Below are 14,622 nucleotides of genomic sequence, written 5' to 3'. Positions count from 1 at the left end.
ACCGCCGACGCTTACTGTCGAATCATGGAAGGCACCGCACTCCTCGACACCTACGACCCTGCGTCACTCGAACGATGGGCCTCCGAGCCCGACAAACGCCCGGGCCGCACCGCCTTCCAACGCGACCGCGCCCGGATTCTGCACTCCGCCGCCCTACGGCGTCTGGCCGGCAAGACCCAGGTCGTCACGCCGGGCACCCGCAACCAGGCCTGGGACGCGAGCCCCCGCACCCGGCTGACCCACTCCCTGGAGTGTGCCCAGGTCGGCCGGGAGCTGGGCGCGGCGCTCGGCTGCGACCCCGACCTGGTGGAAGCGGCCTGCCTCTCCCACGACCTCGGCCATCCCCCTTTCGGGCACAACGGCGAACAGGCCCTGAACGAGTTCGCCGACGACTGCGGCGGCTTCGAGGGCAACGCGCAGTCCCTCAGACTCCTCACCCGCATCGAGCCCAAGCGCTTCACCCCCGAGGGCTCCGTCGGCCTCAACCTCACCCGCGCCGCCCTGGACGCCGCCACCAAGTACCCCTGGCCGCGCGGCGCCCACCCCACCGACCCGGCGTCCCCGAAGTTCGGCGTGTACGAGGACGACCGCCCCGTGTTCGACTGGGTCCGCAGCACCGCCCCCGGCACCCGCACCTGCTTCGAGGCCCAGGTCATGGACTGGTCGGACGACGTGGCCTACTCGGTGCACGATGTCGAGGACGGCCTGCACGCCGGCCACATCGACCCCGACTGCCTGCACGCCGAACCCGAGCGGCAGGCGGTGTTCGACGTGGCCGTCGGCCGCTACGTCCCCGCGGACACCGACCCGGCCGAGCTGGCCGCCGCCCTCGACCGCCTCCAGGACCAGGAGTGGTGGCCGCACGGCTACGACGGCACGGCGGTCGCCCAGGCCCGCCTCAAGGACGCCACCAGCCAGCTCATCGGCCGGTTCTGCCTGGCCGCCGAGGGCGCGACACGCGCCGCGTACGGCGGCGGCCGGCTCACCCGCTACGGCGCCGAACTCGTCGTACCCCGCGAGGCCCGCCTGGAGTGCGCGGTGCTCAAGGCCGTCGCCGACCGGTACGTGATGCAGCGCGCCGAGCAGGAGCGGCTGCGCGCCGACCAGCGGGTGGTGGTCGCCGAGCTGGCCGAGGCGCTCACCGCCCGCGCCCCGGACGGTCTTGACCCGCAGTTCCGGGCACTGTTCGACGAGGCACCCGACGACAACGCGCGCAAGCGGGTGATCGTCGACCAGATCGCCTCCCTGACCGACGCCTCAGCACGCTCGCTGCACGCGAGACTAAGGGGGCATATGTGAAAGGAAAGTGACCCAGGGTGGCCTGATCGGGTCACTCCCTCTTCCCGCACCACGCTGCGTGCGGGACGCTCGCATGTGGCGGCACCCTTACGAGGAGGCATCAAGTGGTCGACGCGGATCAGACATTCGTCATCGTCGGAGGCGGTCTCGCCGGCGCGAAGGCGGCCGAGACGCTCCGTGCGGAGGGCTTCACCGGGCGCGTGATACTGATCTGTGACGAGCGTGACCACCCGTACGAGCGCCCGCCGCTGTCCAAGGGCTACCTGCTCGGCAAGGAGGAGCGGGACAGCGTCTTCGTGCACGAGCCCGCCTGGTACGCGCAGAACGACATCGAGCTGCACCTCGGCCAGACCGTCGACCGGATCGACCGCGCCGCGAAGACCGTGCGCTTCGGTGACGACGGCACCCTCGTCCACTACGACAAGCTCCTGCTCGCCACCGGCGCGGAGCCCCGCCGCCTCGACATCCCGGGCACGGACCTGGTCGGCGTCCACCACCTGCGCCGCCTCGCCCACGCCGAGCGGCTCAAGGGCGTCCTCACCTCGCTCGGCCGGGACAACGGGCACATCGTGATCGCGGGCGCCGGCTGGATCGGCCTGGAGGTCGCGGCGGCGGCCCGCGAGTACGGCGCCGAGGTCACCGTGATCGAGCCGGCGCCGACCCCGCTGCACGGCGTCCTCGGTCCCGAGCTGGGCAACGTCTTCGCCGAGCTGCACCGCGCGCACGGGGTCCGCTTCCGCTTCGGGGTCCGGCTCACCGAGATCGTCGGGCAGGACGGCATGGTCCTCGCGACCCGCACCGACGACGGCGAGGAGCACCCGGCGCACGCCGTTCTCGCCGCGATCGGCGCGGCACCGCGGGTCGCGCTCGCGGAGGCGGCCGGGCTCGAGCCGGCCGACCGGGCGCACGGAGGCGGTGTCCTGGTGGACGAACGGCTGCGGACCTCCGACCCCGACATCTACGCGGCCGGTGACGTCGCCGCCTTCCCGCACCCCCTCTTCGACACCCGGCTCCGGGTCGAGCACTGGGCGAACGCGCTGAACGGCGGCCCGGCCGCGGCCCGCGCGATGCTCGGCCAGGACGTCACCTACGACCGCGTGCCCTACTTCTTCACCGACCAGTACGACCTGGGCATGGAGTACAGCGGGTGGGCGCCGCCCGGGTCGTACGACGAGGTGGTGATCAGGGGCGACGCGGGCAAGCGGGAGTTCATCGCGTTCTGGGTGCGCGATGGCCGGGTCCTGGCCGGGATGAACGTGAACGTGTGGGATGTCACAGAGCAGATCCAGCAGCTCATCCGTTCCAAGGCCCGGGTGAACACCGAAGCACTCGCGGACCCCCACGTACCACTCGACGGCGTCGCCTCCTGACCTCCTGGAGCGCCGGCACTGTCACACGGCCCCCGTAGAATTCACGCGTGGCAGGACGGATCAACGACGAGGACGTGAAGGCGGTACGGGACGCGGTCCCGATCGACGCCGTGGTCTCCGAGTACCTCCAGCTGCGCAACGCCGGTGGCGGCAACCTCAAGGGGCTCTGCCCCTTCCACGACGAGAAGTCGCCGTCCTTCCAGGTCAGCCCGAGCAAGGGACTCTTCCACTGCTTCGGCTGCCAGGAGGGCGGCGACACCATCACCTTCGTCATGAAGGTGGACCACCTCTCCTTCTCGGAGGCCGTCGAGCGGCTGGCAGCCCAGGCCGGCATCACCCTGCGCTACGAGGAGGGCGGGTACAACCCCGCCCACCAGCGCGGCGAGCGCATCCGCCTGGTCGAGGCGCACAAGATCGCCGCCCAGTGGTACGCCGAGCAGCTCGCCACCGGCCCCGAGGCCGAGACCGGCCGGCTCTTCCTCGCCGAGCGCGGTTTCGACCAGGCGGCCGCCGTCCACTTCGGCGTCGGCTACAGCCCCCAGGGCTGGGACCACCTCACCCGCTACCTGCGCGGCAAGGGCTTCACGGACAAGGAGCTGATCCTCTCCGGGCTGTCGCAGGAGGGGCGGCGCGGCCCGATCGACCGGTTCCGGGGCCGGCTGATGTGGCCCATCCGGGACATCGGCGGCGAGGTCGTCGGCTTCGGCGCCCGCAAGCTCTACGAGGCCGACAACGGCCCGAAGTACCTGAACACGCCCGAGACGGCGATCTACAAGAAGTCCCAGGTGCTGTACGGCATCGACCTGGCCAAGCAGCACATCGCCAAGAGCAGCCGGGCCGTCGTCGTCGAGGGCTACACGGACGTCATGGCCTGTCATCTGGCGGGAGTCACGACGGCCATCGCGACCTGCGGCACGGCCTTCGGCGGCGACCACATCAAGATCCTGCGCCGCCTCCTGATGGACAACGGCTCGGCGCGGGTGATCTTCACCTTCGACGGCGACGCGGCCGGCCAGAAGGCGGCCCTGCGCGCCTTCGAGGACGACCAGAAGTTCGCCGCCGAGACGTACATCGCGATCGCGCCCGACGGCATGGACCCCTGCGAGCTGCGCCTGGCCAAGGGCGACGACGCGGTCACCGACCTGGTCGAACCCCGCACCCCGCTCTTCGAGTTCGCGCTCCGTCAGATCGTGGCCCGCTACGACCTGGACACCCCCGCGGGCCGCGCCGCCGCCCTGGACGAGGCCGCCCCGATCGTCGCCCGCATCAAGAACAGCGGCGCCCAGCACGAGGTCGCCGTCGAACTCGCCGGCATGCTCGGCATCCTCGACACCCAGTTCGTGGTCAAGCGCGTGGCCCAGCTGGCCCGGTGGGCCCGCGAGCGTGGCGGCGGCCGGGGTCCGGCCCCCGCGCAGCAGCAGCGTCCGCAGGAGACGTACGAGCCGGTGCGTGCTCCCTCCGGCCCCGCCCTGACCCTGCGCAACCCGGTCTACGCCACCGAGCGGGAACTCCTCAAACTGGCCCTGCAGCGCCCGGACTTGGTCGCGCCCGCGTTCGACGCGTACGGCGTCGACGAGTTCACCGCCCCGCCGTACGCGGCGGTGCGCCTGGCGATCGCGGAGGCGGGAGGCGCGGAGTACGGCACCCAGGACGCCCAGGAGTATCTGGTCCGTGTCCGTGAGGCGGCCCCCGACGACACGGTCCGGGCGATGGTGACGGAGCTGGCGGTCGAGACGATCATGCGCCGCACGGTCGACGAGGCCTACGCGGGCGAACAGCTCGTCACCGTCCGGCGCAGGGCCGTCACCCGTCGGCTCACCGACCTCCAGGGCTCCCTGACCCGGCTCGGGCACTCCGATCCGGCGCAGTCGGCCGCCATCCAGAACGAGATGATGGTCCTGACCAGGTACGACAGGGCTCTGCAGAACGAGGGTCCGGCGGCCCTCTGAGCCACCCGGGTCACCACGCCGTCACGGACCGGACGCAAAAAGTCACCGCACGCCCCTCGTGGCGGAGATGTGTCTTACCCCACACTGGGGGCGGTGCCCGAGTCCTCCGCTCACGAAGTACCGCTGCCGCACACCCCAAGCAGCGATCATCCTGGAGGTCGCCCCCGTGCAGACCCAGACCCTCACCCAGACCGACGGCAGTACCAGCGCCACCAGCAGCACCGCGGACGAGCCGGACGCGGAGACGGACGTCCTCGTGGCCGTGCCCCCGCAGGGCCGAGCCTCCCTGCACCCGGAGGCGGTGCCCGCCGAACCGGCGGATCCGCCCGCCGAAGCGCTCACCGAGGAATCCGAGGATCCCGCGGGCCCCGGAGAACTCGAGGAGGCCGCCGAGCCCGTCGAGGCCCGGGTGGCCGCCCGCGCCGACACCGGCGGACCCTCCTCGGACCTGTTCCGCCAGTACCTGCGCGAGATCGGCCGCATCCCGCTGCTCACCGCGGCCGAGGAGGTCGAACTGGCCCGCCGGGTCGAGGCCGGGCTGTTCGCCGAGGAGAAGCTCAGCAACACCCCCGACCTGGACAGCGAGCTCGCGCTGGACCTGGACCGGCTCGTGGTGATGGGCCGGATGGCCAAGCGCCGCCTCATCGAGGCCAACCTTCGGCTCGTGGTCTCCGTCGCCAAGCGGTACGTCGGCCGTGGCCTGACCATGCTCGACCTGGTCCAGGAGGGCAACCTCGGACTCATCCGGGCGGTGGAGAAGTTCGACTACGCCCGCGGCTACAAGTTCTCGACCTACGCCACCTGGTGGATCCGGCAGGCCATGTCCCGCGCCCTCGCCGACCAGGCCCGCACCATCCGCGTTCCCGTGCACGTCGTGGAACTGATCAACCGGGTCGTCCGCGTCCAGCGCCGCATGCTGCAGGAACGCGGCTACGAGCCGACCCCCGACGAGGTCGCCGCCCACCTCGACCTGCCGCCCGAGCGCATCTGTGAGGTGCTGCGACTCGCCCAGGAGCCGGTGTCCCTGCACGCTCCGGTCGGCGAGGAGGACGACGTGGCCCTCGGCGACCTCATCGAGGACGGCGACGCCGCGAGCCCCGTCGAGTCGGCCGCGTTCCTGCTGCTCAGGCAGCACCTGGAGGCCGTGCTCTCCACCCTCGGCGAGCGTGAACGCAAGGTCGTGCAGCTCCGTTACGGCCTGGCCGACGGCCGTCCCCGCACCCTGGAGGAGATCGGCCGCCTCTTCGGCGTGACCCGCGAACGCATACGGCAGATCGAGTCCAAGACCCTGAACAAGCTCAGGGACCACGCCTTCGCCGACCAGTTGCGGGGCTACCTGGACTGAGAGGGGCCGCTCACCCGGACGTGAGCGGCCCCTCGGGGATCAGTCGACCTCGGCGACCGCCTGCGCGAACTGGGCCTTGTACAGGCGCGCGTACGCCCCGTCGGCCGCCAACAGTTCCGTGTGCGCGCCCTGTTCGACGATGGACCCGTTCTCCATCACCAGGATCGTGTCGGCGTCCCGGATCGTCGACAGCCGGTGCGCGATGACGAACGAGGTCCGCCCGTCGGCGAGTTTGGCCATCGCCTTCTGGATCAGCACCTCGGTACGGGTGTCGACGGAGCTGGTCGCCTCGTCCAGCACCAGGATCGTCGGGTCGGACAGGAACGCCCGCGCGATGGTGATGAGCTGCTTCTCACCGGCGCTGACGCCCGTGCCCTCGTCGTCGATGACGGTGTCGTAGCCCTCGGGCAGGGTCCGGACGAACCGGTCCGCGTGGGCGGCCCGCGCCGCCTCCTCGATCTCGCCCCGGGTGACCTCGCGCGAGGCCCCGTAGGCGATGTTGTCCGCGATGGTGCCGCCGAACAGCCAGGTGTCCTGCAGCACCATGCCGATCCCGGACCGCAGGTCGTCCCGGGACATCCCGCGGATGTCCACCCCGTCGAGGGTGATGCGCCCGCCGGAGACGTCGTAGAACCGCATCAGCAGGTTGACCAGCGTGGTCTTGCCCGCGCCGGTCGGCCCGACGATCGCCACCGTCTGCCCCGGCTCCACCGTCAGCGACAGATCCTCGATCAGCGGCTTCTCGGGGTCGTACCGGAACGACACGTGCTCCAGGCGCACCCGGCCGCGCAGTTCGGCCGGCCGCTCGCCCGGCACCGGATCCGCCTCCTGCTCCTCCGCGTCCAGGAGTTCGAAGATCCGCTCGGCCGAGGCGACACCCGACTGCACGAGGTTCGCCATGGACGCCACCTGCGTCAGCGGCATCGAGAACTGCCGCGAGTACTGGATGAAGGCCTGCACATCGCCGATGGAGAGCGCGCCCGACGCGACCCTGAGGCCACCGACGACCGCCACCAGGACGTAGTTGATGTTCGACACGAACATCATCAGCGGCTGCATCACACCGCTGTTGAACTGCGCCTTGAACGCGGCCTCGTACAGCGCCTGGTTCTGCTCGGCGAACTGCTTCGCCGACTCCTCCTGGCGCCCGAACACCTTCACCAGGGTGTGCCCGGAGTACATCTCCTCGACGTGGGCGTTCAGCTTGCCCGTGGAGCGCCACTGCTGCACGAAGTGCGGCTGCGACCGCTTGCCGACCCGGGTGGCGACCACGAACGACAGCGGCACGGTCACCAGGGCGACCAGGGCCAGCAGCCAGGACACCCAGAACATCATCACCAGTACACCGATGATGGTGAGCACCGAGTTGATGAGCTGGCCCATCGACTGTTGGAGCGTCTGCCCGATGTTGTCGATGTCGTTGGTGGCCCGCGAGAGCACCTCACCGCGCTGGCGCTTGTCGAAGTACGACAGCGGCAGCCGCGACAGCTTCGTCTGGACGTCCTCACGCATCCGGTACATCGTGCGGTTCACGGCCCGGTTCACCAGCCGCGTCGCCACCGCCATCAGCAGACCGGCGACGAGGAACGTGCCCAGCGCGAACAGCAGAACGTGCCCGACGGCGTCGAAGTCGATGCCCTTGCCGGGGGTGAAGTCGGTGCCCTTGAGCATGTCCGCGACGGAGCCCCGGCCCCGCGCGCGCATCGAGTCGAGCACCTGTTCCTTGGTGGCCCCGGCCGGCATCTGCCGGCCGATGATGCCGGCGAACACCAGGTCCGTGGCCTTGCCGAGAATCTTCGGACCGATGACGCTCAGGGTCACGCTGACGACGACGCACAGCAGCAGCGCGTAGATGGTCAGCCGTTCGGGCTTGAATCGGGCGACGAGCCGTTTGCCCGACCCCTTGAAGTCCATCGAGCGCTGGTCGGGGCCGCCCCCGGCCATCATGCGTCCCATGGGCCCGGCCATCAGGCAGCCTCCGCTTCCGTGAGCTGGGAGAGCACGATCTCCCGGTACGTCTCGTTGCCCGCCATCAGCTCGTGGTGCCGGCCGGTGCCGACCACCCGGCCCTCGTCCAGCACGACGATCCGGTCCGCGTCGCGGATGGTCGCCACCCGCTGGGCCACGATGACGACGGTCGCCTCTGCGGTCTCGTGGCCGAGCGCGCTGCGCAGGGCCGCGTCGGTGGCGTAGTCGAGCGCGGAGAAGGAGTCGTCGAAGAGGTAGATCTCGGGGCGCTGCACCAGCGTGCGGGCGATGGCGAGCCGCTGCCGCTGACCGCCGGAGACGTTGGTGCCGCCCTGTGCGATCGGCGCGTTCAGGCCGCCCTCGAGCTTCTGCACGAAGTCCTTGGCCTGCGCCACCTCCAGCGCGTGCCACATCTCCTCGTCGGTGGCGTCCGGATTGCCGTAGCGCAGGTTGGTGGCGACCGTACCGGCGAACAGGTACGGCTTCTGCGGCACGAGCCCGACGGTCTTCGCGAGCAGCCGGGGGTCGATCTCCTGGACGTCGACGCCGTCCACCAGCACCTCGCCCTCGGTGGCGTCGAACAGCCGCGGGACCAGGCCCAGCAGCGTCGACTTGCCGCTGCCGGTCGAGCCGATGACCGCGGTCGTCTCACCGGGCCGGGCCACCAGTTCGATGGACTTCAGCACCGGCTCCTCGGCACCCGGATAGCGGAAGCCCGCGCCCCGGATCTCCAGATGGCCGTGCCGGCGCAGCTCGGACACCGGCGCGACCGGCGGCACCACGCTCGAGTCGGTCCCCAGGACCTCCTGGATGCGCTCGGCGCAGACCTCCGCGCGCGGCACCATCATGAACATGAAGGTGGCCATCATCACAGACATGACAATCTGCATCAGATAGGCGAGGAACGCGGTCAGATCGCCGATCGCCATCCCGCCGCTGTCGATCCGATGGGCGCCGAACCACACCACCGCGATCGACGACAGGTTCACCACCGTCATCACGATCGGGAACATCAGTGCGAGCATTCGGCCGGTGGCCAGCTGCATCTCGGTCAGATCGCCGTTCGCCTTCCCGAACCGGCCCTGCTCGTACTCGTCCCGGACGAAGGCTCGGATCACCCGGTTGCCGGTGATCTGCTCGCGCAGCACCCGGTTCACCGTGTCCAGCCGGACCTGCATGGACCGGAACAGCGGCCGCAGCCGGCGCACGATCAGCGTCACCGAGACGCCGAGCACGGGCACGACGGCGACGAGCACCGCGGACAGCGGCACGTCCAGGCCGAGCGCCAGCACGATCCCGCCGACGCACATGATGGGCGCCGACACCATCAGGGTGAACGTCATCAGGGCCAGCATCTGGACCTGCTGTACGTCGTTGGTCGTACGGGTGATGAGCGAGGGCGCCCCGAAGTGACCCACCTCGCGGGCGGAGAAGGACTGCACCCGGTCGAAGACGGCGCCGCGCACGTCCCGGCCGAGCGCGGAGGCGGTCCGGGCGCCGAAGTACACGGCGCCGATGTTGCAGACGACCTGGGCCAGCGAGATGCCGATCATCAGGGCGCCGAAGGACAGGATGTAATCCGTGTCACCTTTCACGACACCGTTGTCGATGATGTCGGCGTTCAGTGTGGGCAGATAGAGGGTGGCGCAGGTCTGCAGGAACTGCAGCAGCACCACGAGAGATATGGGTTTCCTGTAGGGCCTGAGGTAGGTCCGCAGAAGTCGTATGAGCACGCTACGTCTCTCGGAGTCGGCGGTGGGGGCTGGTCGGAGTGCCCTTGGCCCCTATCGTCGGACACTCCACCGGCGTTACCTCAACCGATTAACCCATCAGCGTGCTCCTGCGCCCGTACGCGTTTGCGGTGTTACGGGCGGAACGCCCCCGGGTGGGTCTGCTCCCGCACCGAAACGAACTGCTGCCGCACGGCCTGACCCACGGCCAGTTCGTCGCCCGGCTCCAGGACCTGCGCGGCCGCCCCCTGCCAGGCGGGCGGGGTCCGCGGGTCGAGGGTGCCCTGCGACACGCCGAGCGCCCAGGCGGCCTGCCGGGCCGCGCCGATCGCCGCGTAGTCGGCGGGCTGCGGTACGACGACCTGCGCGCCGAACAGCGAGGGCGCCGCCGTCTGCACCGCGGGCAGCTCGGCGGCCGCACCCAGCAGGAAGATCCGCCGGACCTCCACGCCACGCCCGCGCAGCACGTCCAGCGCGTCGGCCAGCCCGCACAGCATGCCCTCGAACGCGGCCCGCGCCAGGTGCTCGGGCTTCATCGACTCGCGCCGCAGCCCGGCCAGCGTCCCCGCGGTGTGCGGCAGATGCGGCGTCCGCTCGCCCTCCAGATAGGGGAGGAGGACCAGCCCGTGGGCCCCAGGCGTCGACTTCATCGCCAGGTCGGACAGGCTCTCCAGATCCGGCAGGCCGAGGAGTTCGGCGGCGCCGCGCAGGGTGCGCACCGCGTTCAGCGTCGTGACGACCGGCAGGTGCATGCCGGTGGCGTCGGCGAGCGACGTGATCATCCCGGCCTGGTCGGTGAGCGCCTCCGGGTGCACGGCCATCACGGACCCGGACGCCCCGAGCGAGACGACCGCGTCCCCGAGCCCGATCCCGAGCCCGAACGCGGCGGCCATGGTCTCCCCGGTCCCGGCGGAGATCAGCAGCCCCTCCGGGGTCGTACCGGCCGCGTCCGACGGACCGATCACCTCGGGCAGCATCGCCTGGTGGCCCAGCGCCAGCTCGACCAGGTCGGGCCGGTAGGCGCCGGTGGCGGCGGACCAGTAGCCGGTGCCGGAGGCCCCGCCGCGGTCGGTGGTCCGGCGCACGGGCCGCCCGAGGAGCTGCCAGACCAGCCAGTCGTGGGCCTGGAGCAGCGTGGCCGTACGGCGGGCGTTCTCGGGCTCGCTCTTCGCGAGCCAGCGGAGCTTGGTCACCGGCTGCGCGGCCTGCGGGACGCACCCCACCGCCTGCGTCCAGGCCTCCCGGCCGCCGAGCGCGTCGACCAGGTCGGCCGCCGCGACCTGCGCCCGCTTGTCACCGCCGACCATCGCCGGACGCACCGTGTTGCCCTGCGCGTCCAGCGGGATCAGCGCGTTCTGCTGCGCGGAGACACCGATGGCCTGCACACCCTCGAGCAGGCCGCCCCCCGCGGCCTCGCCCAGGGACAGCAGCCAGGCCTGCGGGTCCACATCGCTGGGCCGGCCCCCGTCCGGCGTCTCCACCGGATGCGGGGCGTACCCCTGCCTGAGCACGGCTCCGGTGTCCGTGTCGCAGACCACGATGCGAGTGAAATCGGGCGAGCTGTCCAACCCGGCGACTATCCCCATGGCGAAAATTCTGCCGCATCGCGGCGCTTGCTTCGGCCGTGGGCGCCCACTCGGCGCGGGGCGCCCGTCGTCCGGGGCCGTACAGCCGCCGCTACGTGTTGCTCGTGCCCCAGTCGTCCTCGCCGCCCGTGCCGTTGACGTTGCGTTCCCGCAGGGAGCGCACCCGCTGGGCCACGGACTCCGGGACCCGGTCGCCGACCTTGTCGCTGACCGTGTGGAAGGCCTTGCCGGCGTACACCCGGCCCTGCTGGGCGGCCGTCTCGGCGGTGTTGCGGACGGCGGGGTTCTGCGCGATCTGGCGAGCGGACTTCTTCAGCTGCTCGTAGCGCTCGCGTCCGGCCCTCGTGCCGAGCACGTAACCGAGGGCCAGTCCGGCGACGAACGTGAGCCGGTAGCGCATGGCTGCCACCCTTCTCCTTGCGTAGGTCTCTGGTGCGGCGTCGGGGCCGGGGGATACCGATTGGCGGAGCACCCCCCTGCTTGCGCTAATGTATGTGTCGCAGCGAGCGCCCGCCCCCTGGCGAATACCCAGGTAGGTACGTTCGATGCAACGAGGCAATCCTCCGTAGCTCAATTGGCAGAGCAGCCGGCTGTTAACCGGCAGGTTACTGGTTCGAGTCCAGTCGGGGGAGCTTCGGTCCTCCGTAGCTCAATTGGCAGAGCAGCCGGCTGTTAACCGGCAGGTTACTGGTTCGAGTCCAGTCGGGGGAGCGCACTGAACGAGGACCCTTCGGGGTCCTTTTTCATGCCCGCGGGAACCGCTGTGACCATGGCGAAGTCTCAAGGTCAGGAAGCAGCGCAGAAGCCGACCATCCGAAGCAGGAGATCGTATGAGCGGCTATGCTGCGGCAGACGGCGCGCACACATGTACGCGACACGCCGCTATGGGGCGGTAGCTCAGCCGGTTAGAGCAGCGGACTCATAATCCGTCGGCCGTGGGTTCGAGTCCCACCCGCCCCACCAGGCGCTACACGCGCAGAAACGATGTCACCTGCGGTGATGCAGGAGCGGTGGCCGCCACGCCGAGGCGGCACCACCGTTCACCCGCTCGGATCACGAGTCACGAACCCCGCGGACGCCCCGGATCACCCGGAGAGCTGATCGAGCACCGGAACGGCCCCGCCCCGACCGGCGCGCCACCGGGATCGGACGATCAAGAACGGCCCCGCCTCGACCGGCACCCCTTCCTCCGCCCTCCCGGCGCCCGTCCGTGCCGGGGGCGAGTCGCTGTCGGTGTGCGGCCGGCCGTGAGGGGGTGACCGGTGATGTGGATCACAGGTGCTGGACCTCGAGCATGCTTGAGGAAGCAGGCTGCCGGCATCGCAGGGCGCCGGACAACGGCAGCCCCTCGCCCCGGAGTTCAGGAGAACCGGCATGGCCACGCTGCTGCACATCGACACCTCCCTCAACGGCGAGAACTCCCACTCCCGCGCCGTGGCCGCCGCCTGCCGAGAGGCATGGGAGAGCGAGCACCCGCAGGGCACGGTGATCCACCGTGATGTCGACGCCGACCCCGTGCCCCACCTGCGGGCCGCCGCCTACTACGCCGGATACGTCGCCCCCGCCGACCGGTCCCCCGAGGAGCGGGCAGCCTTCGCCCTGCGCGCCCGGCTGATCGAGGAGGCCGAGGCGGCGGACGTGATCCTGCTCGGCGCCCCGATGTACAGCTACTCGATCCCCTCGACGCTGAAGGCCCGGATCGACCACGTCTTCGCCGTGGGCCGCACCGCGATGACCGAGCGCCCCTCGCTCGCGGGCAAGCCGGCCGTCGTCGTGACCAGCCGCGGCGGTTCGTACCAGGAGGGCACCCCCCAGTACGGCAACGACTACGTGCAGAGCTACCTGCGGCAGGCCCTCGGCGGCGATCTCGGTCCGGACGTCAGCTTCATCGTCCCCGAGCCGACCCTGGCACCGGCCGTTCCGGCGATGGCCGACCTGGTCCCGCTCTTCGAGGCCTCCCGCACCGAGGCCCTCGCGGCCGCCGAGTCCCACGGCAAGGAACTGGCGATGCGTCCGGCCGCCCAGGACACCCGCGCGTCACCCGGGCCCGGCGGCCCGAGTCCCGGGACGCGCGGGCGTGTTCGAGGGGCGCCGTGTCCGGCGCCATACTGTGCGCATGGAACGCATAGGGGGCTACCTCGTCGAGCGGAAGCTCGGGGAGGGTGGGATGGGGACCGTCTTTCTCGCGCGGACGCGGGGCGGGCGCGCGGTCGCGCTGAAGGTCGCCAAGGCGGAACTGGCGGCGGACCCGGTCTTCCGTGAGCGGTTCCGCAGTGAGGTGGAGGCGGCCCGGGCGGTCGGCGGCTTCCACACCGCGCCGGTCGTGGACGCCGACGTCGACGGTGATCCGCTGTGGCTGGCGACCGCCTACATCCCCGGCCCGACCCTCGCGGCGCGGCTCGGCGCCCAGGGCGCCATGGACGAGCCGCAGTTGCGGGCCCTGGCCGCCGCGCTCGCCGAGGCGCTGGAGTCCATCCACTCCTGCGGTCTGGTGCACCGGGATCTCAAGCCCGGCAACATCATCATGGCCGAGGACGGACCCCGGGTCCTCGACTTCGGCATCGCCCGGGCCGTCGAGTCCACCCGCTTCACCGCCACCGGCACCGCCTTCGGCACCCCCGGCTTCCTCGCCCCCGAGCAGGCCCTCGGCCACGATGTGACCGGTGCCGCCGACGTGTTCGCCCTGGGTGCCGTCCTGGTCGCCGCGGCCGGTGGCAGCGCCTGGGGCGAGGGCACGCCCATGGGGCTGATGTACCGGTCCGTCCACGAGCCGCCGAACGTGTCGACCGTGCCCGCCGGGCTGGTGGAGCTGGTGTCGGCCTGCCTGGCCAAGGACCCCGCGGCCCGGCCGACCCCCACCGAACTGCTGGACCGCATCACGGGGGAGCCGGCGGAGCGGGCCCCGGGCGTGCCGTCGTACACCCCGACCGTCATGGCACCGCCGACGCCGCGGCAGGTACCCGCGGCGCCCGCGCAGTTCCCCGCGACCACGGCGACGCCCCCGCATCTCGCGGCAGCCCCCTCGATCCCCCCGGCGCCCGTGGCCCCGCCGCAGGTCGCCTACGGGTTCGGGCCGCCCATGCCGTACGGCCCGCCGGAAGCCGTGCTCGGCGACGGCGAAGCCCGCGTCGTCGTGAACGCGGCCGGAGTGGTTCTCGAACTCGCGGGCGTCGCCGCGGACTTCGAGTGGGCGGAGATCGCCGGTGTCCGGCGCACGCCCTCCTCGCGCGGCAGCCGGCTCACCGTGACCGTCCAGTTGTGGGACGGCAGCGTGTACGACTGCGAGCTGAACGCCCGCCGCTCGGCCCGGCTCGCCGAATGGATCGCACAACTGGACCACGTCTTCGGGCGGTACCTGGCGGGCCGGTAGCGGAC

General features: G+C 71.3%; 10 protein-coding genes and 3 tRNA genes. 9 read left to right on the top strand and 4 right to left on the bottom strand.

Annotation, left to right across the window (positions count from 1 at the left end; genetic code table 11):
- The first annotated feature begins 24 nt into the window (after positions 1 to 24).
- The 4 genes from AC07CM_RS03805 to AC07CM_RS03790 all read left to right on the top strand — a co-directional run bounded on the left by AC07CM_RS03805 (position 25) and on the right by AC07CM_RS03790 (position 5,963).
- Positions 25 to 1,299, top strand: coding sequence for a deoxyguanosinetriphosphate triphosphohydrolase (locus tag AC07CM_RS03805; protein WP_478874706.1), 1,275 nt, complete (start codon positions 25 to 27; stop codon positions 1,297 to 1,299).
- Positions 1,300 to 1,403: 104 nt separating this feature from the next.
- A complete protein-coding gene (locus AC07CM_RS03800) occupies positions 1,404 to 2,669 on the top strand; it encodes an NAD(P)/FAD-dependent oxidoreductase (RefSeq protein ID WP_478874705.1) in 1,266 nt (421 codons plus the stop codon).
- 47 nt (positions 2,670 to 2,716) lie between these two features.
- Positions 2,717 to 4,618 carry a DNA primase gene (gene dnaG, locus AC07CM_RS03795; protein WP_478874704.1) on the top strand — a complete coding sequence of 634 codons (1,902 nt, stop codon included), beginning with the start codon at positions 2,717 to 2,719 and terminating at the stop codon, positions 4,616 to 4,618.
- Positions 4,619 to 4,784: 166 nt separating this feature from the next.
- Positions 4,785 to 5,963, top strand: coding sequence for an RNA polymerase sigma factor (locus AC07CM_RS03790; protein ID WP_478874703.1), 1,179 nt, complete (start codon positions 4,785 to 4,787; stop codon positions 5,961 to 5,963).
- A 39-nt stretch (positions 5,964 to 6,002) separates the two neighbouring features.
- Here the strand turns inward: AC07CM_RS03790 and AC07CM_RS03785 are convergent, their stop codons facing one another.
- The 4 genes from AC07CM_RS03785 to AC07CM_RS03770 form a co-directional block, all read right to left on the bottom strand.
- A complete protein-coding gene (locus tag AC07CM_RS03785; protein WP_478874702.1) occupies positions 6,003 to 7,931 on the bottom strand; it encodes an ABC transporter ATP-binding protein in 1,929 nt (642 codons plus the stop codon).
- Complete coding sequence (locus AC07CM_RS03780) at positions 7,931 to 9,664, bottom strand: ABC transporter ATP-binding protein (RefSeq protein ID WP_478874701.1); 1,734 nt, start codon at positions 9,662 to 9,664, stop codon at positions 7,931 to 7,933. Before AC07CM_RS03780 ends, AC07CM_RS03785 begins: the two co-directional genes overlap by 1 nt.
- A 131-nt stretch (positions 9,665 to 9,795) precedes the next feature.
- Entirely contained in the window at positions 9,796 to 11,247 is a 1,452-nt protein-coding gene (locus tag AC07CM_RS03775; RefSeq protein WP_478874700.1) for a xylulokinase, read from the bottom strand.
- Positions 11,248 to 11,338: 91 nt separating this feature from the next.
- Positions 11,339 to 11,656 carry a YtxH domain-containing protein gene (locus AC07CM_RS03770; protein ID WP_478874699.1) on the bottom strand — a complete coding sequence of 106 codons (318 nt, stop codon included), beginning with the start codon at positions 11,654 to 11,656 and terminating at the stop codon, positions 11,339 to 11,341.
- Positions 11,657 to 11,806: 150 nt separating this feature from the next.
- Between AC07CM_RS03770 and AC07CM_RS03765 the strand changes: the two genes are divergently transcribed.
- The 5 genes from AC07CM_RS03765 to AC07CM_RS03745 all read left to right on the top strand — a co-directional run bounded on the left by AC07CM_RS03765 (position 11,807) and on the right by AC07CM_RS03745 (position 14,617).
- Positions 11,807 to 11,879: transfer RNA gene (locus AC07CM_RS03765), tRNA-Asn, on the top strand.
- A 6-nt stretch (positions 11,880 to 11,885) separates the two neighbouring features.
- Positions 11,886 to 11,958 (top strand) — tRNA-Asn (locus AC07CM_RS03760).
- A gap of 175 nt (positions 11,959 to 12,133) precedes the next feature.
- Positions 12,134 to 12,210, top strand: a tRNA-Ile gene (locus AC07CM_RS03755).
- A 411-nt stretch (positions 12,211 to 12,621) separates the two neighbouring features.
- Complete coding sequence (locus AC07CM_RS03750) at positions 12,622 to 13,509, top strand: FMN-dependent NADH-azoreductase (RefSeq protein WP_478874698.1); 888 nt, start codon at positions 12,622 to 12,624, stop codon at positions 13,507 to 13,509.
- Positions 13,415 to 14,617, top strand: a complete 1,203-nt coding sequence (locus AC07CM_RS03745) for a serine/threonine-protein kinase (RefSeq protein WP_478874697.1) — start codon at positions 13,415 to 13,417, stop codon at positions 14,615 to 14,617. The genes AC07CM_RS03750 and AC07CM_RS03745 overlap by 95 nt, the downstream gene beginning before the upstream one ends.
- The last annotated feature ends 5 nt before the right edge of the window (positions 14,618 to 14,622 follow it).

The organism is Streptomyces sp. NPDC044061, assembly GCF_056434305.1.
This window is presented reverse-complemented; position numbering and strand designations above follow the sequence as displayed.

Bases quoted from the DNA above. Each gene is read 5' to 3' on its own strand.
- AC07CM_RS03805 (WP_478874706.1), top strand. From the start codon at position 25: ATGGAAGGCACCGCACTCCTCGACACCTACGACCCTGCGTCACTCGAA.
- AC07CM_RS03785 (WP_478874702.1), bottom strand. From the start codon at position 7,931: ATGGCCGGGCCCATGGGACGCATGATGGCCGGGGGCGGCCCCGACCAG.
- AC07CM_RS03775 (WP_478874700.1), bottom strand. From the start codon at position 11,247: ATGGGGATAGTCGCCGGGTTGGACAGCTCGCCCGATTTCACTCGCATC.
- AC07CM_RS03750 (WP_478874698.1), top strand. From the start codon at position 12,622: ATGGCCACGCTGCTGCACATCGACACCTCCCTCAACGGCGAGAACTCC.
- AC07CM_RS03745 (WP_478874697.1), top strand. From the start codon at position 13,415: ATGGGGACCGTCTTTCTCGCGCGGACGCGGGGCGGGCGCGCGGTCGCG.